A 20,601-nucleotide genomic window follows, 5' to 3' on the forward strand; every position below is an offset into this window, starting at 1 on the left:
TAACGGGACGCGCGCGGGGGGCAAGGCTCAGTCGTCGCGACGTCGGATCAGGCGACCGATGAGGAACGAGGTGCGCGGCGTGTAGACATAGGGCGTGCGGGCTTCGGGGGCCGGGCGGGCCTGCATGCGGAACAGGCCGAACACGATCAGCAGCACATGCGCCAGCGCGATGAACACGAACATGGAGGCCGGGCCAAAGCCGGAAATCAGCGCCGAGGCGATCACCGGGCTGGCAATGGCCCCCACGGCATAAAGGAACATCTGCGCGGCGCTCAGCTCGACCCGCTCGTGTTGTTCGGCAAAGTCGTGGGCGTGGGCGGTCGAGATCGAATAGATCGGGAAGGTGGTGAAGCCAAAGAACCCGGCGGCAAGGAAGATCGTGACGATATTGCCCTGCGCCCCGGCCACCATCGCCACACAACCAAGGATCGAGCCGACCGAGATCCAGATCAGCACCAGACGGCGGTCGAATTTGTCGGCGAGCCAACCGATAGGAAACTGCGCGAAAGCCCCGCCCAGCACATAGGCGCTCAGAAACAGCGCGATACGGTTCGCCTCAAGCCCGACGGCGAGGCCATAGAGCGGGCCGACCATACGGAACGCAGCCCCGGTGATGCCCGACACCACCACACCAACCGCCCCAAGTGGCGACTTGTCCCACGCCAGCTTGGGGCGCAGGCGGGGGGCGGGACCGGGTGACGGGGCCTCGGACGTGCTGAGCAGCAGGGGAAAAAGCGCGGCACACATGAATAGCGCCAGCAGGTTATAGCTGACATAGGCTGCCGGGGTCAGGAAGGCGATCATCACCTGCGCGCCCAGATTGCCGGTCACATCCACCACGCGGTAGACCCCCATCGCCCGCCCGCGCGTCTGGTTGGTGACCTTGGACTGCAGCCACGCCTCGATGATCGTGTAGCACCCGGCGACGGCCAGACCCGACGACATGCGCATGATCGCCCAGGCCCAGGGATCGACCCACATCATATGCGCCAGAATGCCGATGGTCCCGGCGGCGGCAAAAGCGGCGAAGGCGCGCGAGTGGCCGACGGTGCCCATCAGGCGCGGTGCCCACCAGCAGCCGATGAAGAAGCCCAGAAAATGCGTCGAGCCCATTGCGCCGATCTGCTCGGCGGTGAAGCCCAGCTCGGTGCCCGACAGCGCATCGAGCGGCACCACGCTGCCAAGGCCCAGCTGCAACAGAAAAACCGAGGCGAAGAGCGCAGCGAAGGAGATCAGCAAACTCATGGGCAACCCGGCCTTGGTGTTCTCCCCACCTTTGCGCGAAGCACCGGCGACGTCCAGAGGCTTTGACTTAGGCCGTGAGCGCCCCTAGCGTGCCGCTATGACCAGCGTGCCCGCCAGCGGCCACAACCTGCCGCCCGATCCTTTGCTCGATGCCGCCGCCGGGATCGAGACGACGCCAGACTTCACGCGCTTTCGCCAGCGCGACGATGTGTTCACCCGGGCGTTCTGGGACGACACGGTGCGCAGCAAGCAGAGCGATGCGTTCTTTGCCAGCTACCGGATGGATGCCAATCCGCGCAAAGGTGAGGGGTTCCAGCAAAAGGACTTTGCCCTGCGCAATGCGGCGTGGCTGGTCAGTGACATCATCTCGAACCGCTCGGCCGCCGAGGGCGTGCGCGAAGGCTTTCAGGCCCCGATCCGCGCCGACACGCCGGTCGCCCCCGTGCAGGTAGCGATTGATGACCCGGCGCGGATGGCGGTTGAGGTCAAGCGGATCGCGAAATTCTTTGGCGCGGATCTGTGCGGGGTGACCGGTTTTGACGAGCGCTGGATCTATCAGACGCAGGTCGATACGCGCGACTTTTCGGAAAGCCCGGTCGAGATGCCGCCCGGCATGACTTCGGTCATCGTGCTGGGGCATCAGATGGATCAGCCCTTGGTGCAGACCTATCCGTCCGCTTTGGCGGGGGCGGCGACGGGGCGCGAGTACAGTCACGAGGCGGCGATCGTGATGCAGGTCGCGGCCTATATCCGCAATCTGGGCTATAACGCGGTTGCGTCGATGAACGACACCGGGCTGGTGATCCCCTTCGCGGTGAAGGCGGGTCTGGGCGAATACGCGCGCAATCAACTGGTGATCACGCCGGAGTTTGGCCCAAGGCTGCGGTTTTCCAAGATATTCACCGACCTGCCGCTGTCGCATGACACGCCCAAACCGCTGGGCGTGAAGGCGGTCTGCGACATCTGCACCCGCTGCGCTGATGCCTGCCCGGTAAAGGCGCTGCCGTTCGGCGCACCGAGCGCCCAGACGCAGAACCGCTCGGCCATCAAGGGCGTGGTGAAATGGACCTCGGATGCCGAGAAATGCTTTGGCTACTGGGCCAAGCTCGCCTCAGATTGCGCGATCTGTCTGCGCGTCTGCCCGTTCAACCGCGACTACAGCAAGCGCCGGAACCGGTTGTGGCTGAAACTGGCACTGTCGCCGCTGCGCAGGCTGGCGTTGTGGCTGGATGACCGGTCCGGCCGCGCGGCGCGGCTGAAACCGCGTGACTGGTGGGCGGGCTGAAAGCGCAGGTTTCGGGTCGCTTGGGTGTTGGCCGCTGCGTAGGATGGGCGACGGGGAAAGGGGGCCAGCCCCCCTCGCCCGTTCCGGGCTCACCCCCCGGGATATTTTCGGACAGATGATAGGGGCGCGGTTTTCGCATGGATGACGAGCGGGGATACCATTACGGCGTGATGGCGCGGGCGATTGCCGAGCTGGACCAGGCGGGCGGCGAGCGTGTGGCGCTGGAGGATCTGGCCGGGCGACTGGGCATGAGTGCGGCGCATTTCCAGCGGCTGTTTACGCAATGGGTCGGGGTCTCGCCCAAGCGGTATCAGCAGTATCTGGCGCTGGGGCACGCGCGCTCGCTGCTGGCCGAGCGGTTCACCGTGCTGGAAGCGGCGCATGAGGCGGGGCTGTCCGGGCCGGGGCGGCTGCACGATCTGTTCCTGCGCTGGGAGGCTATGACGCCGGGCGAATATGCGAAGGGCGGCGCGGGATTGGTTATTTCCTGGGGCTGGTTCGACAGCCCCTTCGGGCCTGCGCTGGTGATGGGAACCGAGAAAGGCCTGTGTGGGCTGGGCTTTGCCGCCGAGATGGGCGCGGCGGCAGCGTTTGCGGATCTGAGCGGGCGGTGGCCGAAAGCGACGTTTGTCGAGGACGCGGCGCGGCTGAAACCCTGGGTCGATGCGGCGTTCGGGATCGCGGGCGGCGCGGATGAGGCACCGCTGTACCTGATCGGCGCGCCGTTTCAGATCAAGGTCTGGGAGGCGCTGCTGACCATTCCGTCGGGCCATGTCACCTCGTACTCCGAGATCGCCCGCGTGATCGGCCAGCCCACGGCCAACCGCGCCGTAGGGGCAGCGGTCGGGCGCAACCCGATCAGCTGGCTGATTCCCTGCCACCGGGCGCTGGCGAAATCGGGGGCGCTGACCGGCTATCATTGGGGGCTGCCGGTGAAACGGGCGATGCTGGCGTGGGAAGCGGCGCGCGAGGATGCGGCGTGATGCACCCGCATCGGTGGTAATCCGCCGATCAAGCCAACGTGACGGTGCGCTATGCGCGTGTTACTGTTGAACTCTTCGGGCTTTGGATAGTTTACCAGCAAAGCGTATTCTCAAAGGAGATTTCCAAATGATGGCAACCAAGGCTTTTGCGGCCATGACCGCCCTGTCGCTGATCGCGGCCTGTACCACCAGTTCGGGCGACCCGTATCGCCAAGGCACCGGCGCGCTGACCGGCGCGGCAGTCGGCGGTTTGCTGGGCGCAGCGACCGGCAACGGCAGCAGCGAGCGCGTGTTGATCGGCGCCGGTCTGGGCGCGATCGCGGGCGGCGTGATCGGCAACCATCTGGACCAGCAGGCAGCCGAACTGCGCGGCTCGCTGGGGTCGAACGTGGGCGTGGTCAACACCGGCAACGAGATCGTCGTGACCCTGCCGCAGGACATCCTGTTCGCAACCGACAGCGCCGCCGTGCGCCCGGATCTGCAATCGGATCTGCGCACCATCGCCGCCAACCTTCAGCGCTATCCCGGCAGCACCGTGATCGTCACCGGTCACACCGACTCGACCGGCTCGGCCAGCTATAACCAGACGCTGTCGCTGCGCCGCGCCGATGCGGTGGCGGGTGTGCTGATCACCTCGGGTGTACCGGCCAGCCGCGTGCAGGGCCGTGGCGCTGGCATGACGCAACCGGTCGCCTCGAATGACTCGGCCGCCGGTCGGGCGCAGAACCGGCGTGTGGAAATCACCATCCGCCCGAACTGAGGCTGTTCAGGCTGACATCTTGAGGGGCTGGACCTGCGGGTCCGGCCCCTTATTTACGCGCGATAGGCATTGCCCGAGGGCGGCAGTGGTCATATCTTTTGACCAATCAGGGAGGGGCCATGCCATTTCAACCGGTCCATCAGGAAAAACTGTCGCAAGGGGTGGTCCGCCAGATCGAGCTGTTGATCCTGCGCGGGCTGTTGCGCCCCGGCGAGCGTCTGCCGTCAGAACGTGAACTGGCCGAGCGGATGAGCGTCAGCCGCCCGTCGCTGCGCGAGGCGATTGCCAATCTGCAGGACCGTGGCCTGCTGATCAGCCGCGCCGGGTCGGGCGTGTTCGTGGCGGATATGCTGGGCTCGGCGTTTTCCGAACCCCTGATCAAGCTGTTTGGCAGCCATGATGAGGCGGTGTTCGACTACGTCAGCTTTCGCCGCGACCTTGAGGGCATGGCCGCCGAGCGCGCCGCGCGCTTTGGCTCGGACACCGATCTGAAGGTGATCGACACCGTCTATCAGAAGATGGAAACCGCGCATCAGAAGCGCAATCCGACGGATGAAGCGGCGCTGGATGCGGAATTCCATCTGGCAATCATCGAAGCCAGCCACAACATCATCATGCTGCACATGATGCGGGCCATGTTCGACTTGCTCAAGGAGGGTGTCTTCTATAACCGCCAGCAGATGTATCGGCAGCACGCGACCCGCGAGCAGTTGCTGGCGCAGCATCGGGCGATCAACGCGGCGATCCAGACGCGCGACCCGCTTGCCGCCCGCATCGCTGCCGAGAGCCATATGAATTACGTCGAAAACACGCTGAGCGATCTGCGCAAGGCGGATCGCAACGAAGATATCGCCCGGCTGAGGTATCAGCACGAACTGGCGCGAGAGTAAGGAAAAGACCCATGGTAGATTACGGCAAATCAGGCAACCCGCGGCGCAACAGCAAAGAGCCGCAGGACCGCACCTCCAAATCGGGCAAGCCCAGCGGCACCCCCGACAAATCCGAACTGCTGGCCCGCATGAAGGCCGCTGCCGAGAAGAACAAGAAAGACGACTAAAGCGCAGTCACGCTGTAGTCAGGCGTCCCGGTCCAGCTGATTTCCCAACTGGCACCGGGCCGCACATTGCGGATCGCTGTCGGCTCGAACAGGACCAGACAGCGGCCAGCCGGGTGGCGCACCGAGGGGTAGATCAGCCCCGCGTGCCCCTCTCGGCGGATATGCCCGGCCAACGCCTGACCCTCAGGGTAGCCCAGCGCCGGATCGGGGTTCAGCGCCGCGTGGTCCGGCTGATCGCCCAGATCGGGGAAGTCGCCGATCACATCGGCAATCAGTTCGACATAGCGCGCGGTTTCGGTGAACACGCCGACATAGCGCAGCTCGCGCGTTTTGTGCCATGCGACCTCGGCCACCGAGGTCAGCACGTCCCAGGCGCAGTACCACGCACCCCGATCCCCGTCATTGAAACGGTTGCCGCCCGCGCGGGTATAGGCGAAAGCCGCGTTGATGTGGCTGTTGCCATAGACCGCCAGATCGTGCCGCCGCCGCTGCCACGCCAGCTCGCGCCGGTCGAGATGCAGGTTGCGCCCCCTTTCGGCGGTCAGGCGGGCCGAGGTAAGCCCTTCGATTTCCGCCAGAACAGCCAGTTCGTCATCGGTATCGACCAGCCCGCGCAAGGCAGGCGGTTTGTGATAGGTGGCCGGGATCAACCGCACCAACCCGCGTTCAGACAACGGCGTGATCTTCACATGCCGCCCCTGAGCGCATCCAGATAGGCGCGCACGCGCAGGAACTGCGGCAGTCCGTCAGCGATCATCGTCTCAACCGGGCGCGCACCGTCGAACAGCGGGCCGGTGTTGGGCAGGGTGATCCAGCGCCGGGCCAGCGGGTCGTCGAAATAGAGCGCCAGTGCCTTGTAAATGCCGATCACCGCGCTGAGCCGCAGCAATTGGTCATGCGTCAGATCCCCGGCATAACCGGGCTTGCGCGCGCGTTTCCACGTGCTTTCGGACATATCGGCCAGCGCGGCCGCCTGCGCCTGCGACAGACCCCAGTCCGCAATGATGCGGCCAAAGGCCTTGAGCGCCACGGCGGCGCGGCCATCACTGGGATGCAGAGTGAGCGCGGCGTCCATGCTGTATCTCCTGTTATCCACAGGATATGGACCATATGGCCCAAATGTAAAGTCCATATGATCGGATCGGCCGCATTTTACCCATGAACTGGCTTGACGGACTCACCCCGTCGCGGTTTGATAAAAAAAACCCCCGCCACAAGGACGGGGATCAAGTGGCGTCCCCGGCTTGGGGCCAAGGACGCTGGCGGTAAACTTTTGACGTCAGGCGTCGCGGGCCATTTCGGTCCGGATCTGCTGACGCAGTATATCGATCGGAATCAACTGGCCGTCGCGTTTGAACTGCCAGTAGGTCCATCCGTTGCAGGAAGGCGCGCCTTCCAGCAAGGCACCGACCTGGTGGATCGATCCGCGATGTTCGGCCGAAACCAGTGAACCATCGACGCGCACCTTGGCAGCCTTGCCGCGCGGCGAGACCAGCATTTCACCCGGACGCAGCATGCCACGCTCGACCAGCTGGCCGAAGGGCACACGCGGCTCGGCGCGTTTCGAGGTCGAGGTTTCCAGCGCCGACGCATCCAGTTTGCGCACCTTGTCCAGACGCGCCGTAGCGACCTTGCGATAGCTTTCTTCGCGCTCGATGCCGATGAAATGACGACCCAGCATCTTGGACACGGCACCCGTGGTCCCCGTGCCAAAGAACGGGTCCAGCACGACATCGCCGGGATTGGTGCTGCCAACGATAACGCGGTGCAGCAGCGATTCCGGTTTTTGCGTCGGATGCGCTTTGTCGCCATTGGCGTCTTTCAGACGCTCATGACCGGTACAGATCGGCAAAACCCAATCCGAACGCATCTGAATACCTTCATTCAGCGCTTTAAGCGCTTCATAATTAAAGGTGTATTTCGACGTCTCGGCCTTGGATGCCCAGATCATCGTTTCATGCGCATTGGTCAGCCGCTTGCCCTTGAAGTTGGGCATCGGGTTCGACTTGCGCCAGATGACGTCGTTCAGCACCCAGTAACCGGCATCCTGCAACGCCGCGCCAACGCGGAAAATGTTGTGGTAACTGCCGATTACCCAGATCGCGCCATCGGGTTTCAGCAACCGGCGCGCGGCTTTCAGCCAGGCGCGGGTAAAGCTGTCATAGGCCGCAAAACTTGCGAACTGGTCCCAGTGGTCGGTCACTGCGTCCACGGCCGAGTTATCCGGCCGGTGGAGAGAACCCTTCAATTGAAGGTTATACGGCGGGTCTGCAAAGATCAGGTCCACGCTGCCCTCAGGCAACGAGTTCATGATATCAATGCAATCGCCCGCAAGAATTTGGTCGAGCGGAAGCTTCTCAGCTGCCGCATCCCGGGTCTTCGTTGCCATCACTGCCTCATTCGGGCGCCATTCTTTTGATTTTGAGGCGCTCCGTTGTCTTAAGATGATTCATTGGGGACTCGGCGTCAATTCCTTTTTGAATCAGGCCCTTATTTAATGTTCTTAACACAACATCTTGCGCACGGGGGCAAAGGAACGGCGATGATGTGGGGTTATCCCCAGGGCCGTTAGCGCCAACAGGTGCGCCGGAGAGGGGTACCCCGCGTTCTTTTCCCAACCATATCCGGGGTTTGTCAGCGAAAGTTCACGCATAATCGCGTCGCGTTCGACCTTGGCAAGGATCGACGCCGCCGCGATCGACACCGAGCGTGCGTCGCCCTTGACCACGGTGTCGGCGGGAATGACCAGTCCCTCGGGCAGACGGTTGCCGTCGATCAGGGCGTGCTGCGCGGCAGGCTGCAGGGCCTCAAGCGCGCGGCGCATGGCAAGGTGGCTGGCGCGCAGGATGTTGAGGCTGTCAATCTCCTCGACGCTGGCGTGGGCCACGGCATAGGCCAGAGCGCTGTCGCGGATCTCGATTGCCAGCCGGTCGCGGGCACGCTCGGTCAGCTTCTTTGAATCGTTCAGCCCTTGGGGGATACGCGCAGGGTCAAGGATCACCGCCGCAGCGGTCACAGGGCCCGCCAGAGGGCCGCGCCCCACCTCATCGACCCCCGCGACGCGCAGGGGGCTGAGGGCGGCTTCAAAGGCGAAATCGGGGGTGGTGCGGGGATTGGTCATGGGCTGTTCAACCACGCTGCGCCGGACCGGGCAAGCCGGGCAAACTCAAGGGGCGAGCCCGGATGGGCCCGCCCCTTCCCCGGCACATGCCGGGGTCGTCCATGGATTGTGATGACGCCTCAAGTCAGGATCGTGAAAGCACTCGTCACGCAGGAACAGGTAAAGGGTTTGGTGTAAGTCAGAGTTTGGTCATGGGCGTTTGGTCAATCCGGGACGAGACCTCTTACCGTCCGCGGCGGAAACCCGCGTTTCGCAGACATAGGGCGTTGAAGATCCGGTCCCCGTCGGTCGAGGTGACGCGGCACTGGCCGGGCAGGTTGCGCACACCGGATTCGCGCAGGCATCGGCCCCAATAGCCATCAATCCGGCGACCACCCTGACGATAGGTCATCTCACAATGGCCGGGCAGCCAGCTGGTGGGCGGTTCGGCGCGCGGGGGCGACATGTTGGGGGGACGACCATGCACCGGCGGACGACCATAGGGCGGGCGGTACTGCGGCGGGCTGAACTGCGGCGGGTAGCGGTCCGGCGGCGAATAGCCCCCCTGATCGCGGCCAAACCCGGCTTCGTACATACATTCGGCGATATAGCCGGTGCGGGTACGACCATTGCCGACGCGGAACTCGTACTGGCAGCGATAGGGCAGGTTCTGGTAGCCGGCGCGTTGCAGGCACCGGGCATTATACGCGTCGATGTTGCGACGGTTGACGCGAATCGTCTCAAGGCAAGCGCCGGGCAAGGCCCAGCGGCCCGCGTATTGCGGCGTGTTGTTGTCGTCGATCGCGTGAACGATGGCGCCAACCACCAACGCCCCCGCCAGAAAACGCAGAATGTCGTCAGCATCGGCCTTGGCCGGACGGGCGCCGGCGGTCATACCGCCCAGCGCCAGTGCAGCGACGGCGACCACCATTGTCAGCCGGCGAGGCAAGAGGCCCACCCAGGCTGACGGGGGGAAAGTTCGGTGTGTCATGATCCAACCTTTCAAGCAAAGATCGTGGGACCGGCGCGGTCTTCTGCTGCTCGGTTCCGGTGTGGGGGAACGGTGTGCCCCACGCCCCCTGACAGGCAATATCGGCGCGTCGTTATCGGATAACCCCCCGGCGGAAACCCGGTTCCCACGGCGCGATATTGCATAGCAGGCAGCCTATCGGCATGTTCTAGCCTATGAGGAACTCTGACCCCACAGGAACATCCATGCGACTGAAGCACCTGATTCTTGCCGCCGGCGCGACGCTGGTGATGGCGCTGCCGGCTTCGGCCGCGTGCTATGCCGAGTACCGCGCACAACAACAAAACCCCGTGCAACTTGCCTTTGGCGTGGCCGAGATCCGCGGGGGATCCTGCGACGCGCAAAGCGCCGCAACCTATCTTCGCAGCGCTCTTGCCCGGTCTGGCTGGACCTTGTCCAATATTGTGTCCACAGTAAGCAGCAACTCTGCACCAGGCAATTCCGGCTACACCAATGGACACTACCTCCGATTCTGACATCAGCCTGACGCGCATCGGGTCGCGCGCCATCGTTCTGGGAATCGCGGCCATCGTCCTGATTCTGGCGCTGGCGGCGGTTCTGCTGTTCCTGAACCTGCCGGACACGAACGAGTTCAACGCGCGTGTGCTGCAGATCTTCAACGAGAACGCCGATCTGACCGGCAACGCCGAGTTGCGGCTGCTGGAAATTCTGGCGCAATCGGGCACCACCTTTGCCGAGGTGCTGGTCAGCTACCGGGGCGTGATCTTTGTGCTGATCCTGTTCGCGAGCCTGCTGCTGATCACATCGCTGGTGCTGGTGCTGGCCCTGATCGCGCTGAACCGCAAACTGGCGCAGGTGCAGAAGACCGGGATTCAGGTGTCGTCGCTGGTGATCAGCCGGGCTGAGCGCAAGGTCTATATCAACGATCTGGAATTCAACCTGACCGAGGCGGCCGTCGAAGCCATGGCCGTTCTGGCCGAGGCCCGCATGGACGGCGAGATGCTGACCGGCACGCAGTTGGAATCGGTGATCTCGGGCCGTCGCGAGTCTGACTGTGAGGAGGCCGCCGGGGCCACCCGCATCAAACGCCTGCGCGATTCACTGGGCAACCAGATGGTCAGCGAACTGCTGGTGCGCAACATCGCGCGGCAAGGCTATATGCTGGCGGTCGAGAAAGACGTCATTCGGATGATCTGACCGCGCGGGGAACGGCAAGCGCCGCTCTCAACGTCTCCAGCGCCAGAGTCGAGGCGTCGAGTGTGAAGTGGTGGTTCTCGACGCTGATCAGAGCCTCCATGCGCGTCAGCCCCTCAGGCGTCAAGGTCGCCTGCGGCTGCGCAATCAACTCAACCCCATGCCCCGCCCAGAACGCCGCCACCTCCGCCGCTGTCCGGGCGATATCGGCCACGTCTGCGCGGTTGGCGTCCGTGGGCGCAAGGCGCGTGGTCAGCAAAATTCGCGCGGTACTGGTGCTGCGAATCGCCTGAGCGAAACGGTAAAGCCGCGTGGTCTGGCAAATCTCGGCCAGCGCGGCGGCGCGGAAGCGGTCGCTCATCTCTTGCTTGAGCATGCCTGCGATGGCGCCGACCGGGTGATGAGCGCCGACCAGAATGAAGCAGTCGTAATCGGCGATCACCGCGTCAGCGCCCTTGTCTGACCGATAATACGGGAAGCCCAGAAACGCCCCCCGCACGGAATCATGCACGATAGCCTTCAGCCCGGCCTTGTCGCGAAAGCCGTTGGGAGCAACGAAAAAATCCCAGGCCGGCCGCCGGTCTTCCGGCAGCGCATCCAAGGCGCCAAGCAAGGACCCGGCGTGCGAATTCCCAATGACGCAGACCTTCATCCGCGCGGACCAAAGGCGGCCAGCACCTCTTCCTCGCACACCACATCGGCGTCGTGCCGTCTGGTCGCCCCTTCGGAAGCCGCCGGAGCCTTGTCCTTGTCATTCGGCGCGCGGCGTGACGCGGGCATCGCGTCGGCGCCGAACTTGCGCTCGCGGGCGTCAAAGAAGCTGCGCATGACGAAATCCACACCCACCGGGTTCACCGAGCGTTGGTCAGGCTCAAAGAACATGCCCTTGAATGAGGGGGCGTTGATGATCTCGTAACTGGGGAAGTAGTCGACGAAATCATGGCTGGCCGAAACCTCCCACGCGACCGAGCGCAGCAAGGATTTGCTCTGCATCGTGGCAACCAGGACATGCTCGCCACTGTTGGTGGCAATCAGCGGCACGGGTGACACTGTCAGCAACACCATGAGCCGCGGGTTGTGGCGACGCATCAGCGCGATGGCTTGCTCCAACGCCTCATGCACTTGCGTAAAGCGCTGGTTAACAAAGACATGCTGCGCGCCGTCGAAGCTGCCGCCTGCCGTGCCGGGGCACATGGGGTATTCGTAGCCGTCCTTGTGAAACCAGCTTTCCGTCAGCCCCAGCGTGAAGACAAAGACCTTGGCCTTGGTGACGCAGTCACGCAGCGCCGCCAGCGTCTGATTGCGCAGGCGTACCACAGTTTCGGGGCTGTCGAACCCGTCGGGCTCGATACGCGGGCGGAAGGGATCGACAAAGCGATCACCCGTTTGCCAGACTTCGGTGGGAACCTCAGCGTCGCCAAAGGCCCAGCGCAACCACTGCAGCAACAGCGAGGGGGTATAGATGTTGGCCGTACGCGCTGAAAACGTGCGATAGCCGAAGGTCACCGCCAGCCCGTCGCTGACCGCAGCCGGGGCCGGTTCGGCGTCAAACCAGTTCATGTCGCGCTTGAGCAGTGCCTTGGCGAAATGCTGGGCGAAGCAAGAGCCAAAGGTAACGATCGGCGCGCGACGGGGGATGCGGAACTTGGGATCCCATAATTCAGTAACGTCAAACGGCGAGCGGCTGGCAATTGCCTGTTTCCAGTAGCCTTTTTCGGGAACGCTTTTGTACGGATTCACTGTCCCGGCCCCTTTCGCCCACGTGCATCAAGGCTAGACAGCCAACCATAGGTCGTCAATGGCGCAACTGTGGGTTCCGCAACCCCAGCCCCCGGCACGCGGCGGCTTGGGGTTGCGACAGAGGCGTTACTCAGCGGCTTTCATCATCGCCACATTGCCGGTCAGCCCCTCGAGGTAATCGGCAATCGCGTTGGCAATCGCGCGCTTGTTCTCGATGGGTGTCACCCCATCAGCCCGCACCATCAGCGCCCGCTGGTCGGTGCCGCGCGTGTCTTCGCCACGGGTGGCGACGACCAGACCGGCGCGGTCCAGACGTTGGCCAGCGACCCGGATCAGCTCTTCCTCGCTGACTCCCTCAAGATACTTGAAGGCGACCGTGTGCATCCGGGGATCCGCCGCCATCGCCATGTCGATGACCTTCTCGGTCGGTTCCATTTCCAGCATATAGGTCGCCTGCCCCGAGGCGATCTTGCCCTGAACCGCGACCTTGGGCCGGTAATCAGCCACGCCAGCCGAGAACACGCCCGCCCACATCCCTGCCTTGCACCGCGCTACAACCGTGTCGCGGTATTCGTCGTAGGTGCGGGTAACGGTCACCGGGATCGGTGCCTTGGGCCGCCACGCGCCATCGCCCAGAATCAGCTCGGCATCCGCGCCGCGCCAGATCAGTTCCTCGGCCACCTGCGCGCCCAGACGACCGCGGAAGCGGTTGACGATGCGGCGCACGCCGTCGATGGGCACCGGGGTCGGACCAGCCGTGACCATGACCTTGCGGCCCCGCAGCGGCGAGGCGCTCAGCGCACGCCCCACGGCAATGCATAGGGTCTCGGTGTCGGGCAGGTTATGCTTGCCGTAGGCATCGCGCGGCGCGATCATCTTGACGCCCTGCGCCGCCAGTCGCTGGGCGTTGTCGACCAGCTGACTGTTGTGCATGGTGCCGTGCATCGTCGGCGCGATCAGCACCTGGCAGCGCCCCTGCTCCATCCGGCCCAGCGCCGAGATCATCGTCGAGGTGACGACGGTGTCACCGATCCCGTGCGCGATCTTGGCGATGGTGGAATGCGTCGCCGGGGCGACCAGATAAGCGTCGAAGGGCGCGCCGTCGCTCAGATGCTCGGCCTTCCAGGTCAGCGCCGAGACCACCGGCCCCAGCGTCGCCCATTCCAGCGCATCCCGCGCGACGTAGCGCAACGCGTCTTCGCTGGCGAAGGCGGTGACGCTGGCCCCATGCCGCCGAAGCCCGCGAGCGATCTCGGGGGCTTTCATGGCGGCAATACCCCCGGTGACCAGAAGGGCGATACGTCGCCCTTCCAGCCTGCTCGAGGCCCGCGGCACGTCATGATCGCCCATGGTCGAGGGCGTCGGCGCGCGGAAGTCCCAGTCGTAAAGGCTCATGCACGAACCTCGTTCTCGACAGCCGACTCTGCCGGGGTCGAAAGGCCGGCGGCCTCACGCGCCCAACGCAACTGCGAGCCACGCGCACGGTCCATGCGGGTGTTCAACGCCTCGAAATGGCGGGTCAGGAAGCGGCTCTTCTTGCCCATCTCGGCGGTGATCGCGGGCACCACGGTGATGTCGAACAGATCCGCATGCTGGATTTCCAGCGCGGGCATGTAGGGATGGCCTTCGGACAGCGTCGGCTCTTCGCGGTGCGCCATCCAAGGGAACATCTCAAGATAGATGCGGTAGCTGGCAACGTCATAGGACGAATCCGCCCCATGCCAGCGACCGCCCAGCTTCACCGCGGCGAAGTAGTGGCGCACGGTCGGGCGCTGCAGGGCCAGCCAGCCAGCGGGCATCAGCTTGCCCAGAACCGAGGTGGACATCGGCACTTCGGCGAAACCGGCTTCAAGACCGGCGGCGCGCATCAGCGCGACCTGCAGGTTGCTCTTGGTGGTACACATACCAACGCGGCGCTCCAGCGTATCGGACGCGCGCTCTTGCCAGGCGCCGAAACGGTACGGGAAGGAATGAACGAACTTGAGAATCGCCTCAGCGGTGCTGGCAGGCGAGGCCCGGCGCAGGCGCGCGGCTTGCCGGCGAATCGCCGGGTGATCGAAATCGCACAGGGTTTCGGGGTCCGGCAGCGACTCAGGCGGGGTCGCGTTCGACTCGGCCACATCGGCGGCAATCAGCGCCTGCGTCAGCGAGCGGCGCAGCGTGCGGCCCTGCGGCGTGGCCCAGGCTGCGGACGAGGTGTCGGTGACCCAAACGCGCGCCGGCAGATCAACGGCCTGCAGGGTCTGGCCGGTGGGGCCAAAGTGATTCCCCGGACCAAACCAGTCGCGGGCCCCGGCCAGACGACCATCCAGAATGATAAACAACGGCGATTCACCGCGCTCATCCAGCACTTCGCCCGGCGCGAGGTGGCGAACCTCACCCATCGCAAAGACCTGAGAGTCCTTCGAATCCAGATAGAGTCCCAGCGTTGAATCGCTGAAGAGTTCCAGCAATTCTGGGTTGAGTACCTTTGCAGCTGTGCTCGACATTTTTTGAGTCCCCCAATCGTGACTTTTGGCAGCAGTTGACGTCGACCCGCTCCGTAGCTGGCAGCATGCAGGAGTCGAACATTGGAAAAGTGTAACTCCGCAACTCGCCCACAAGAAGAGTTTTGTTTCATTCGAGACAACAAATTGCCACAAAGAAGCCAGAATCTCGGAATCCGTGGCAAGGAATCCTCGATTCAGCCCTTCTGCGATGCGGCGTAAGTTGCCGTCGCGTCCGCTTTTGGGAAGCCTTGGAAAAAAGGTTGAAATACCACCGGCTTGCGGCAATCCTTTACAAAAGCGCCCGGAGGGCACCGGCACTGGCGGCAAACGCTGGGTTAGGGTTGGGCGCTGGTCTGGGAGGACCTTCCATGGAAGTGATGCAACTGCTCTTGAGCGGTCTCGCGAACGGCTGCGTTTATGGCTTGGTGGCGCTGGGTTTCGTACTCATCTACAAGGCGACCGAAGCCGTGAATTTCGCCCAGGGCGACTTCATGATGCTCGGCGCATTTGTGATGATCGGCCTGGTCAATCCACAATATCTGGGGATGAATTTCTGGCTGGCGGTACCAGTAGCGCTGCTGATCATGGCGGCGCTCGGGTATCTGCTTGATCTCACCATCCTGCGATTCATGTTCGGACAGAGCCAGACAGCAGTGGTGATCCTGACCATCGCGCTGGGCTTCGTGATCCGTTTCGTCGCCGGGGTGATCTGGGGCCACGAGCCGCAGAGCCTGCACTCGCCCCTCGCCTTGGGCGACGTGCGCGCCGGGGGAGTCGTGCTCAGTCTGGCGGATATTTCGGTGATCGTGGTGACGCTGCTGATGACCGTGCTGCTCTGGCAATTTTTCCAGCGCACGAAATTAGGGCTTGCCATGCAAGCTGCGTCGCAGAATCAGATGGCTGCCTATTATATGGGCATTCCGGTAAAACGGGTGCAGGGCGCGGTCTGGGCACTGGCCGGAGTCGTCGCCTGCGTGGCGGGAATCCTCTACGCGTCCAAGGGGACGCTGGATATTTCGTCCGGTTTCATTGGAATCAAGGCCTTTGCCGCCGCCGTCATCGGGGGATTCGGCAGCCTTCCCGGTGCCTTGATGGGCGGTCTTATTGTCGGCCTGATTGAGCCTTTCGCCGCCCGCTACTTCCCCACCGGCTATTCGCAGATCGCTCCTTACGCGCTGCTCATCCTCGTCCTGGTGTTCCGCCCCAACGGGCTGTTCGCGCAGGTGCGCGTGAAAAAGGTCTGACGCCATGCGGTTTCATTTCAAGACAAGCTACGATCACGACATCCGCCTGTTCCCCGACCGCTGGACCCTGTCGGTCTATGGCGCACTGCTGGTGCTGATGCTGGTGCTGCCGTGGATCATCGATTCGTTTTATCTGGGCGAAGTCACCAACGTGCTGATCTGGGCCGTCGCGGGCCTTGGGCTGATGCTGCTGACTGGACAGACCGGACAGGTCAGTCTGGGCCATTCGGCCTTTATGGCGCTGGGCTGCTATTCCTGCGTGATCATGATGGAGAACGGCGTGCCGATCCTGCTGGCGCTGCCGCTGGCCGGGGTGCTGACCGGGGTGATCGGCGCGATCATCGCCCTGCCCGCCCTGCGGCTGCACGGCGTCTATCTCGCGATCTTCACGCTGGCGCTGGCGATTCTGGCCGACGATGTGATCGTCATCCTGTCGCCGTGGACCGGCGGCGTGAACGGCAAGTTCGCGCCCGAGATCTGGATCTTTGGCATTGAGATCAACCGCTGGGCCAACCCGGCGAGCTGGTATTTCCTCGCCCTTGGCACCGCCGTTGTCGTCACCCTGCTCTACCGCAACCTGCTGCGCGCGCCGTTGGGCCGCGCGTTCGCCGCCGTGCGCGACTCCGAGATTTCGGCGCAGGCGATGGGCGTCGATGTGGCCCGCACCAAGACGCTGGCTTTCGGGCTGAGCTGCGCCTTTGCAGGCCTTGGCGGGGCGCTGCTGGGCCTGTTCGCCGGGGCGTTCAACAATGAGACCTTCAACTTCCTGATCTCGATCCAGCTGTTGATGATGATCATCATCGGCGGGCTTGGCTTCATCCACGGGGCGTTTCTGGGCGCGATCGTCATCGCCTTCCTGCCGCAGTTCCTGTCGATCCTGACCGACAACCTCGGCTCGGCCTCGATCCCCGGACTGGAAACGGGCGTGTTCGGCATGCTGCTGATCGCGTTTATCCTGTTCGAGCCGATGGGCCTGTACGGTCGATGGCTGAAGATGCGCACCTGGCTGGAGCTGTTCCCCTTCGCCCGCCGCGACATGTTCCGCCGGCAGAAGACCTACCTCAAGACGGAGCGTCTGAGATGAGCCTTTTGACACTGGAAAACGTGACGCTGAAATTCGGCGGCGTGACGGCGGTGAACAACCTGTCGATGTCGGTCAATGAGGGCGAGGTTTTCGCGCTGGTCGGACCGAACGGCGCGGGAAAATCGACCGTGTTCAACATGATCTCGCGGTTCTACCGGCCGTTTAACGGCAAGATCACCTTCGACGGCCAGAACCTGCTGGACCGCCGCCCGAATGAGGTGGCGAGCCTTGGTATCGCCCGGACCTTCCAGAACATCGAGCTGTTCGATCACGCCACGGTCCTGCAAAACCTGCTGGTCGGTCGCCACCGCCACCGCAAGACCACGCTGGTGGAAGAGATCCTGTTCATGGGCCGCACCCGCTCGGAAGAGCGCAAGCACCGGCTGGCGGTTGAGGAGGTGATCGAGTTTCTCGATCTGCAGGCCTACCGCGACAAGATGATCATGGGCCTGCCCTACGGCGTGCGCAAAGTGGTCGAACTGGCGCGCGCGCTGGCGACCAAGCCGCGGCTGTTGCTGCTGGACGAGCCTGCCTCGGGCCTCTCGGTCGAGGAAACGCAGGACATGCGCTGGTGGATCGACGACATCCGCCGCCAGATGGGCATCACCGTGCTGATGGTCGAGCATGACATGGGGCTGGTTTCCAAGGTCTGCGACCGGGTGCTGGCGCTGGCTGACGGGGCCGCGCTGGCCGAGGGCACGCCGACCGAGGTGCAATCGCACCCGGCGGTGATCGAGGCTTACCTGGGCACCTCGGCCATCTCAAAAACCGCGAATGCGAAAGGGGAGCGGGTATGAGCGCGCTTCTTGAGGTGCGGAACCTCGAAACCTTTTACGGCCCGATCATGGCGATCCGGGGCGTCAGTCTTGAGGTGCACAAGGGTCAGGTCGTTGCCGTTCTGGGGGCGAATGGCGCGGGCAAGACGACGCTGCTGAAAACCATCTCAGGCATCATGAACCCCGAAAAGGGCCAGATCCTGTTTGAGGGCGGCGAAATTCAGGGCCGTGAGCCGCATCACGTCGTGCGCCAGGGCATCGTACAGGTGCCCGAGGGGCGCGAGGTCTTCCCCCTGCTCACGGTCGAGGAAAACCTGACGCTGGGTGCCTATACCCGCAACGACCGCGCCGAGATCGCGCGCGACCGGGATCTGGTGTTCACCTACTTTCCCATTCTGGCCGAGCGCCGCAACCAGGAGGCCGGCACGCTGTCGGGCGGCCAGCAACAGATGCTGGCCATCGGGCGCGGGCTGATGGTGCGGCCCAAGATCATGCTGCTGGATGAACCCTCACTGGGCCTGTCTCCGCTGCTGACGCAGGAAATCTTCACCATCCTGCGCAAGCTCAATCAGGATGAGGGCGTGACCATGATGCTGGTCGAGCAGAACGCCGCCGTGGCGCTGGATCTGGCCGATCAGGGCTATGTGATGGAGTTGGGCCGCATCGTCATGGCCGACACCGCCGACAAGCTGGCCGCGTCCGAGGACATTCAGAGCTTCTATCTGGGACACGCGCATGAAGGACAACGCGGCGAGCGGCGCTGGAAAAAGAGGAAAACCTGGCGATGAACGCACAGCCTGAAAAGGACCTCAAAGGCGTCCGCGTCAATGCCGAGCCGGGCATCAGCCCGATGCGCATCGACAGCCACACCACCATCCCCGCCTTGCTGCGCGCCCGCTGTCAGGAGAACGGAGCGCTGACCGCGCACCGCGAGAAAGACCTTGGCATCTGGCAGGCCTATTCCTGGGCCGACTACCTGACCAATGTGCAAGACATCGCCACCGGCCTGCGCAGCCTTGGTCTGCAACGCGGCGAGGTGATCTCGATCCTGGCTGAGGACAGCAAGGAGTGGATGTATTGCGACATGGCCGCGCAATGCCTCGGCGCAATCTCGTCCGGGGTCTATACGACCGATTCCGCCAGCCAGCTGGCCTATCTGGTCAGCGACAGCCAGACGCGGTTCCTGTTTGTCGAGAATGAGGAACAGCTCGACAAATTCCTCGAAGTCGAAGCGCAGATGCCGTCGCTGATCAAGGTGATCATCTTTGACGGCGAGGGCCTGCACGACTTTCACCACGACAAATGCATGCTGCTGTCCGACCTCTATGATCTGGGCCGCAACAACCGCGATGACGCCGTGTTCAACGCCGCCATCGACGCGGTGCAGCCCGATGATGTGGCGGTCCTCATCTATACCTCAGGCACCACCGGGCAGCCCAAAGGCGTGATGCTCACGCAGGAAAACATCATGGCGGCGATGGAGTCGAGCCTGTACGGCCTGCCCTTCCAGAAACACGCCGAACAGCTGTGCTTCCTGCCGCTGTGCCATATCCTTGAACGGGTGGTGTCGCTCTATACACCGCTGGTGGTGTCCTCGACGGTGAACTTTGCCGAAAGCCCTGAGACGGTGTTCGACAATTTGCGGGAAATCTCGCCGCATGGGTTCGTCGCCGTGCCGCGCGTCTGGGAAAAGATCTATTCGCGCGTGCTGGTCATGGCGCAGGACTCCACCCTGCTGGGCCGCTGGGCCTTCAGCCGGGCGATCAAGGCCGGTGAGGCCCGCGCCGCCTATTTGCTGGACGGGCGCGATGTGCCGGGCGGCGTGGCGCTGCGCTACCGGATCTGGGACTTTCTGGTGCTCGCCAACCTGCGCCGCATGCTGGGCATGGACCGGATCACGCGCGGGCTGACGGGGGCCGCGCCCATCTCGCCGGAACTGCTGCGCTGGTATCACGCGATCGGCGTGCCGCTCTATGAAGGGTTCGGCATGTCCGAGACCGCCGGTGTCGGCACCATCAACCTGCCCGAGGCGAACAGGACCGGCTCGGTCGGGCGGCCAAATCCCGGCGTCGATGTGCGCATTGCGCCCGATGGCGAGATTCAGGTCAAAGGCCTGAACGTCTTCAAGGGCTATCTGAACAAGCCCGACAAGACAGCCGAGGCCTTTACCGAAGACGGCTGGCTGCGCACCGGCGATGTGGGGCGCGTCGATGACGGGTTCACCACCATCACCGGCCGGATGAAGGACATCATCATCACGGCGGGCGGCAAGAACATCACCCCCGCCGAGATCGAAAGCCGCCTGAAGTTCAGCCACTATATCAGCGATGCCGTGGTGATCGGCGACCGGCGCAAATATCTGACCTGCCTGATCATGATCGATCAGGAAAACGTCGAGAAATACGCGCAGGACCAGAAGGTGCCGTTCAGCGACTTCCGCAGCCTGTGCCGGGCCGAGCCGGTGCTGGCGCTGATCCGGGCCGAGGTGGACGCGGTCAACAAGGAATTCGCGCGCGTCGAACAAATCAAGGATTTCCGCCTGATCGACGTGCTTCTGACCGCCGAAGATGAGGAGTTGACGGCGACCATGAAGCTGAAACGCGCAACCGTCGAGACACGGCACAAGCCGCTGATTGACGCGATGTACTGAGGA

Annotated in this window: 22 protein-coding genes; 12 read left to right on the forward strand and 10 right to left on the reverse strand. The window is 63.6% G+C overall.

Going from position 1 to position 20,601, the window contains the following annotated elements:
- Window positions 1–27 precede the first annotated feature (27 nt).
- The gene (locus EAE28_RS11065) at window positions 28–1,245 is read right to left on the reverse strand and encodes an MFS transporter (protein WP_127106159.1); all 1,218 of its coding nucleotides are present in this window, start codon (window positions 1,243–1,245) and stop codon (window positions 28–30) included.
- Window positions 1,246–1,342: 97 nt separating this feature from the next.
- Between EAE28_RS11065 and EAE28_RS11070 the strand changes: the two genes are divergently transcribed.
- The 5 genes from EAE28_RS11070 to EAE28_RS23740 all read left to right on the forward strand — a co-directional run bounded on the left by EAE28_RS11070 (window position 1,343) and on the right by EAE28_RS23740 (window position 5,330).
- Entirely contained in the window at window positions 1,343–2,530 is a 1,188-nt protein-coding gene (locus tag EAE28_RS11070; protein WP_127106161.1) for a 4Fe-4S double cluster binding domain-containing protein, read from the forward strand.
- Window positions 2,531–2,667: 137 nt separating this feature from the next.
- On the forward strand, window positions 2,668–3,513 hold the full coding sequence (locus EAE28_RS11075) for a methylated-DNA--[protein]-cysteine S-methyltransferase (RefSeq protein ID WP_127106163.1): 846 nt from the start codon (window positions 2,668–2,670) through the stop codon (window positions 3,511–3,513).
- Window positions 3,514–3,640: 127 nt separating this feature from the next.
- Window positions 3,641–4,273 carry a YiaD family glycine zipper/OmpA-like lipoprotein gene (locus EAE28_RS11080; RefSeq protein ID WP_127106165.1) on the forward strand — a complete coding sequence of 211 codons (633 nt, stop codon included), beginning with the start codon at window positions 3,641–3,643 and terminating at the stop codon, window positions 4,271–4,273.
- Window positions 4,274–4,392: 119 nt separating this feature from the next.
- The gene (locus EAE28_RS11085; protein WP_127106167.1) at window positions 4,393–5,163 is read left to right on the forward strand and encodes an FCD domain-containing protein; all 771 of its coding nucleotides are present in this window, start codon (window positions 4,393–4,395) and stop codon (window positions 5,161–5,163) included.
- 11 nt (window positions 5,164–5,174) lie between these two features.
- The gene (locus tag EAE28_RS23740) at window positions 5,175–5,330 is read left to right on the forward strand and encodes a hypothetical protein (protein WP_164736614.1); all 156 of its coding nucleotides are present in this window, start codon (window positions 5,175–5,177) and stop codon (window positions 5,328–5,330) included.
- On the opposite strand, the gene EAE28_RS11090 is transcribed toward EAE28_RS23740, so the two are convergent.
- The 5 genes from EAE28_RS11090 to EAE28_RS11110 all read right to left on the reverse strand — a co-directional run bounded on the left by EAE28_RS11090 (window position 5,327) and on the right by EAE28_RS11110 (window position 9,421).
- A complete protein-coding gene (locus EAE28_RS11090; protein ID WP_127106169.1) occupies window positions 5,327–6,019 on the reverse strand; it encodes an RES family NAD+ phosphorylase in 693 nt (230 codons plus the stop codon). The two genes, EAE28_RS23740 and EAE28_RS11090, sit on opposite strands and share 4 nt — an antisense overlap.
- A complete protein-coding gene (locus EAE28_RS11095; protein ID WP_127106171.1) occupies window positions 6,016–6,405 on the reverse strand; it encodes an MbcA/ParS/Xre antitoxin family protein in 390 nt (129 codons plus the stop codon). Before EAE28_RS11095 ends, EAE28_RS11090 begins: the two co-directional genes overlap by 4 nt.
- 204 nt (window positions 6,406–6,609) lie before the next feature.
- Window positions 6,610–7,719: a site-specific DNA-methyltransferase gene (locus EAE28_RS11100; protein ID WP_127106173.1), complete on the reverse strand. Its 1,110-nt coding sequence runs from the start codon at window positions 7,717–7,719 to the stop codon at window positions 6,610–6,612.
- A 114-nt stretch (window positions 7,720–7,833) separates the two neighbouring features.
- Window positions 7,834–8,451: a ribonuclease HII gene (locus tag EAE28_RS11105; RefSeq protein ID WP_127106175.1), complete on the reverse strand. Its 618-nt coding sequence runs from the start codon at window positions 8,449–8,451 to the stop codon at window positions 7,834–7,836.
- Window positions 8,452–8,674: 223 nt separating this feature from the next.
- On the reverse strand, window positions 8,675–9,421 hold the full coding sequence (locus tag EAE28_RS11110) for a hypothetical protein (RefSeq protein WP_127106177.1): 747 nt from the start codon (window positions 9,419–9,421) through the stop codon (window positions 8,675–8,677).
- 224 nt (window positions 9,422–9,645) lie between these two features.
- On the opposite strand from EAE28_RS11110, the gene EAE28_RS11115 reads away from it, so the two are divergent.
- Window positions 9,646–9,936 carry a hypothetical protein gene (locus EAE28_RS11115; protein ID WP_127106179.1) on the forward strand — a complete coding sequence of 97 codons (291 nt, stop codon included), beginning with the start codon at window positions 9,646–9,648 and terminating at the stop codon, window positions 9,934–9,936.
- Complete coding sequence (locus tag EAE28_RS11120; protein ID WP_127106181.1) at window positions 9,914–10,618, forward strand: winged helix-turn-helix domain-containing protein; 705 nt, start codon at window positions 9,914–9,916, stop codon at window positions 10,616–10,618. Before EAE28_RS11115 ends, EAE28_RS11120 begins: the two co-directional genes overlap by 23 nt.
- Here the strand turns inward: EAE28_RS11120 and EAE28_RS11125 are convergent.
- The 4 genes from EAE28_RS11125 to EAE28_RS11140 all read right to left on the reverse strand — a co-directional run bounded on the left by EAE28_RS11125 (window position 10,602) and on the right by EAE28_RS11140 (window position 14,844).
- Window positions 10,602–11,126 (reverse strand): hypothetical protein, encoded by a 525-nt coding sequence (locus EAE28_RS11125; RefSeq protein ID WP_164736615.1) that lies wholly within the window; start codon window positions 11,124–11,126, stop codon window positions 10,602–10,604. The genes EAE28_RS11120 and EAE28_RS11125 overlap by 17 nt on opposite strands.
- A 137-nt stretch (window positions 11,127–11,263) precedes the next feature.
- Window positions 11,264–12,355 (reverse strand): GSCFA domain-containing protein, encoded by a 1,092-nt coding sequence (locus tag EAE28_RS11130; protein ID WP_127106185.1) that lies wholly within the window; start codon window positions 12,353–12,355, stop codon window positions 11,264–11,266.
- Between the two features lie 126 nt (window positions 12,356–12,481).
- Window positions 12,482–13,750: a phosphopantothenoylcysteine decarboxylase domain-containing protein gene (locus EAE28_RS11135; RefSeq protein ID WP_127106186.1), complete on the reverse strand. Its 1,269-nt coding sequence runs from the start codon at window positions 13,748–13,750 to the stop codon at window positions 12,482–12,484.
- Window positions 13,747–14,844: a transglutaminase-like domain-containing protein gene (locus EAE28_RS11140; protein ID WP_127106188.1), complete on the reverse strand. Its 1,098-nt coding sequence runs from the start codon at window positions 14,842–14,844 to the stop codon at window positions 13,747–13,749. Before EAE28_RS11140 ends, EAE28_RS11135 begins: the two co-directional genes overlap by 4 nt.
- A 368-nt stretch (window positions 14,845–15,212) precedes the next feature.
- Between EAE28_RS11140 and EAE28_RS11145 the strand changes: the two genes are divergently transcribed.
- The 5 genes from EAE28_RS11145 to EAE28_RS11165 are packed head-to-tail and all read left to right on the forward strand — an operon-like array spanning window position 15,213 to window position 20,598.
- Window positions 15,213–16,088 carry a branched-chain amino acid ABC transporter permease gene (locus EAE28_RS11145; protein WP_127106190.1) on the forward strand — a complete coding sequence of 292 codons (876 nt, stop codon included), beginning with the start codon at window positions 15,213–15,215 and terminating at the stop codon, window positions 16,086–16,088.
- Window positions 16,089–16,092: 4 nt separating this feature from the next.
- Window positions 16,093–17,172, forward strand: a complete 1,080-nt coding sequence (locus EAE28_RS11150; RefSeq protein ID WP_127106192.1) for a branched-chain amino acid ABC transporter permease — start codon at window positions 16,093–16,095, stop codon at window positions 17,170–17,172.
- A complete protein-coding gene (locus tag EAE28_RS11155) occupies window positions 17,169–17,969 on the forward strand; it encodes an ABC transporter ATP-binding protein (RefSeq protein ID WP_127106194.1) in 801 nt (266 codons plus the stop codon). The genes EAE28_RS11150 and EAE28_RS11155 overlap by 4 nt, the downstream gene beginning before the upstream one ends.
- Window positions 17,966–18,736 (forward strand): ABC transporter ATP-binding protein, encoded by a 771-nt coding sequence (locus tag EAE28_RS11160; RefSeq protein ID WP_127106196.1) that lies wholly within the window; start codon window positions 17,966–17,968, stop codon window positions 18,734–18,736. The genes EAE28_RS11155 and EAE28_RS11160 overlap by 4 nt, the downstream gene beginning before the upstream one ends.
- Entirely contained in the window at window positions 18,733–20,598 is a 1,866-nt protein-coding gene (locus EAE28_RS11165) for an AMP-dependent synthetase/ligase (protein ID WP_127106198.1), read from the forward strand. Before EAE28_RS11160 ends, EAE28_RS11165 begins: the two co-directional genes overlap by 4 nt.
- Window positions 20,599–20,601 lie beyond the last annotated feature (3 nt).

Source organism: Pararhodobacter zhoushanensis, from assembly GCF_003990445.1.
GTDB lineage: Bacteria > Pseudomonadota > Alphaproteobacteria > Rhodobacterales > Rhodobacteraceae > Pararhodobacter > Pararhodobacter zhoushanensis.

What these genes read in the sequence shown, in the direction of transcription:
- EAE28_RS11065 (WP_127106159.1), bottom strand. Translation starts at nt 1,245, where the DNA reads ATGAGTTTGCTGATCTCCTTCGCTGCGCTCTTCGCCTCGGTTTTTCTG.
- EAE28_RS11070 (WP_127106161.1), top strand. Translation starts at nt 1,343, where the DNA reads ATGACCAGCGTGCCCGCCAGCGGCCACAACCTGCCGCCCGATCCTTTG.
- EAE28_RS11075 (WP_127106163.1), top strand. Translation starts at nt 2,668, where the DNA reads ATGGATGACGAGCGGGGATACCATTACGGCGTGATGGCGCGGGCGATT.
- EAE28_RS11080 (WP_127106165.1), top strand. Translation starts at nt 3,641, where the DNA reads ATGATGGCAACCAAGGCTTTTGCGGCCATGACCGCCCTGTCGCTGATC.
- EAE28_RS11085 (WP_127106167.1), top strand. Translation starts at nt 4,393, where the DNA reads ATGCCATTTCAACCGGTCCATCAGGAAAAACTGTCGCAAGGGGTGGTC.
- EAE28_RS23740 (WP_164736614.1), top strand. Translation starts at nt 5,175, where the DNA reads ATGGTAGATTACGGCAAATCAGGCAACCCGCGGCGCAACAGCAAAGAG.
- EAE28_RS11095 (WP_127106171.1), bottom strand. Translation starts at nt 6,405, where the DNA reads ATGGACGCCGCGCTCACTCTGCATCCCAGTGATGGCCGCGCCGCCGTG.
- EAE28_RS11100 (WP_127106173.1), bottom strand. Translation starts at nt 7,719, where the DNA reads ATGGCAACGAAGACCCGGGATGCGGCAGCTGAGAAGCTTCCGCTCGAC.
- EAE28_RS11105 (WP_127106175.1), bottom strand. Translation starts at nt 8,451, where the DNA reads ATGACCAATCCCCGCACCACCCCCGATTTCGCCTTTGAAGCCGCCCTC.
- EAE28_RS11110 (WP_127106177.1), bottom strand. Translation starts at nt 9,421, where the DNA reads ATGACACACCGAACTTTCCCCCCGTCAGCCTGGGTGGGCCTCTTGCCT.
- EAE28_RS11115 (WP_127106179.1), top strand. Translation starts at nt 9,646, where the DNA reads ATGCGACTGAAGCACCTGATTCTTGCCGCCGGCGCGACGCTGGTGATG.
- EAE28_RS11120 (WP_127106181.1), top strand. Translation starts at nt 9,914, where the DNA reads ATGGACACTACCTCCGATTCTGACATCAGCCTGACGCGCATCGGGTCG.
- EAE28_RS11135 (WP_127106186.1), bottom strand. Translation starts at nt 13,750, where the DNA reads ATGAGCCTTTACGACTGGGACTTCCGCGCGCCGACGCCCTCGACCATG.
- EAE28_RS11140 (WP_127106188.1), bottom strand. Translation starts at nt 14,844, where the DNA reads ATGTCGAGCACAGCTGCAAAGGTACTCAACCCAGAATTGCTGGAACTC.
- EAE28_RS11145 (WP_127106190.1), top strand. Translation starts at nt 15,213, where the DNA reads ATGGAAGTGATGCAACTGCTCTTGAGCGGTCTCGCGAACGGCTGCGTT.
- EAE28_RS11150 (WP_127106192.1), top strand. Translation starts at nt 16,093, where the DNA reads ATGCGGTTTCATTTCAAGACAAGCTACGATCACGACATCCGCCTGTTC.
- EAE28_RS11155 (WP_127106194.1), top strand. Translation starts at nt 17,169, where the DNA reads ATGAGCCTTTTGACACTGGAAAACGTGACGCTGAAATTCGGCGGCGTG.
- EAE28_RS11160 (WP_127106196.1), top strand. Translation starts at nt 17,966, where the DNA reads ATGAGCGCGCTTCTTGAGGTGCGGAACCTCGAAACCTTTTACGGCCCG.
- EAE28_RS11165 (WP_127106198.1), top strand. Translation starts at nt 18,733, where the DNA reads ATGAACGCACAGCCTGAAAAGGACCTCAAAGGCGTCCGCGTCAATGCC.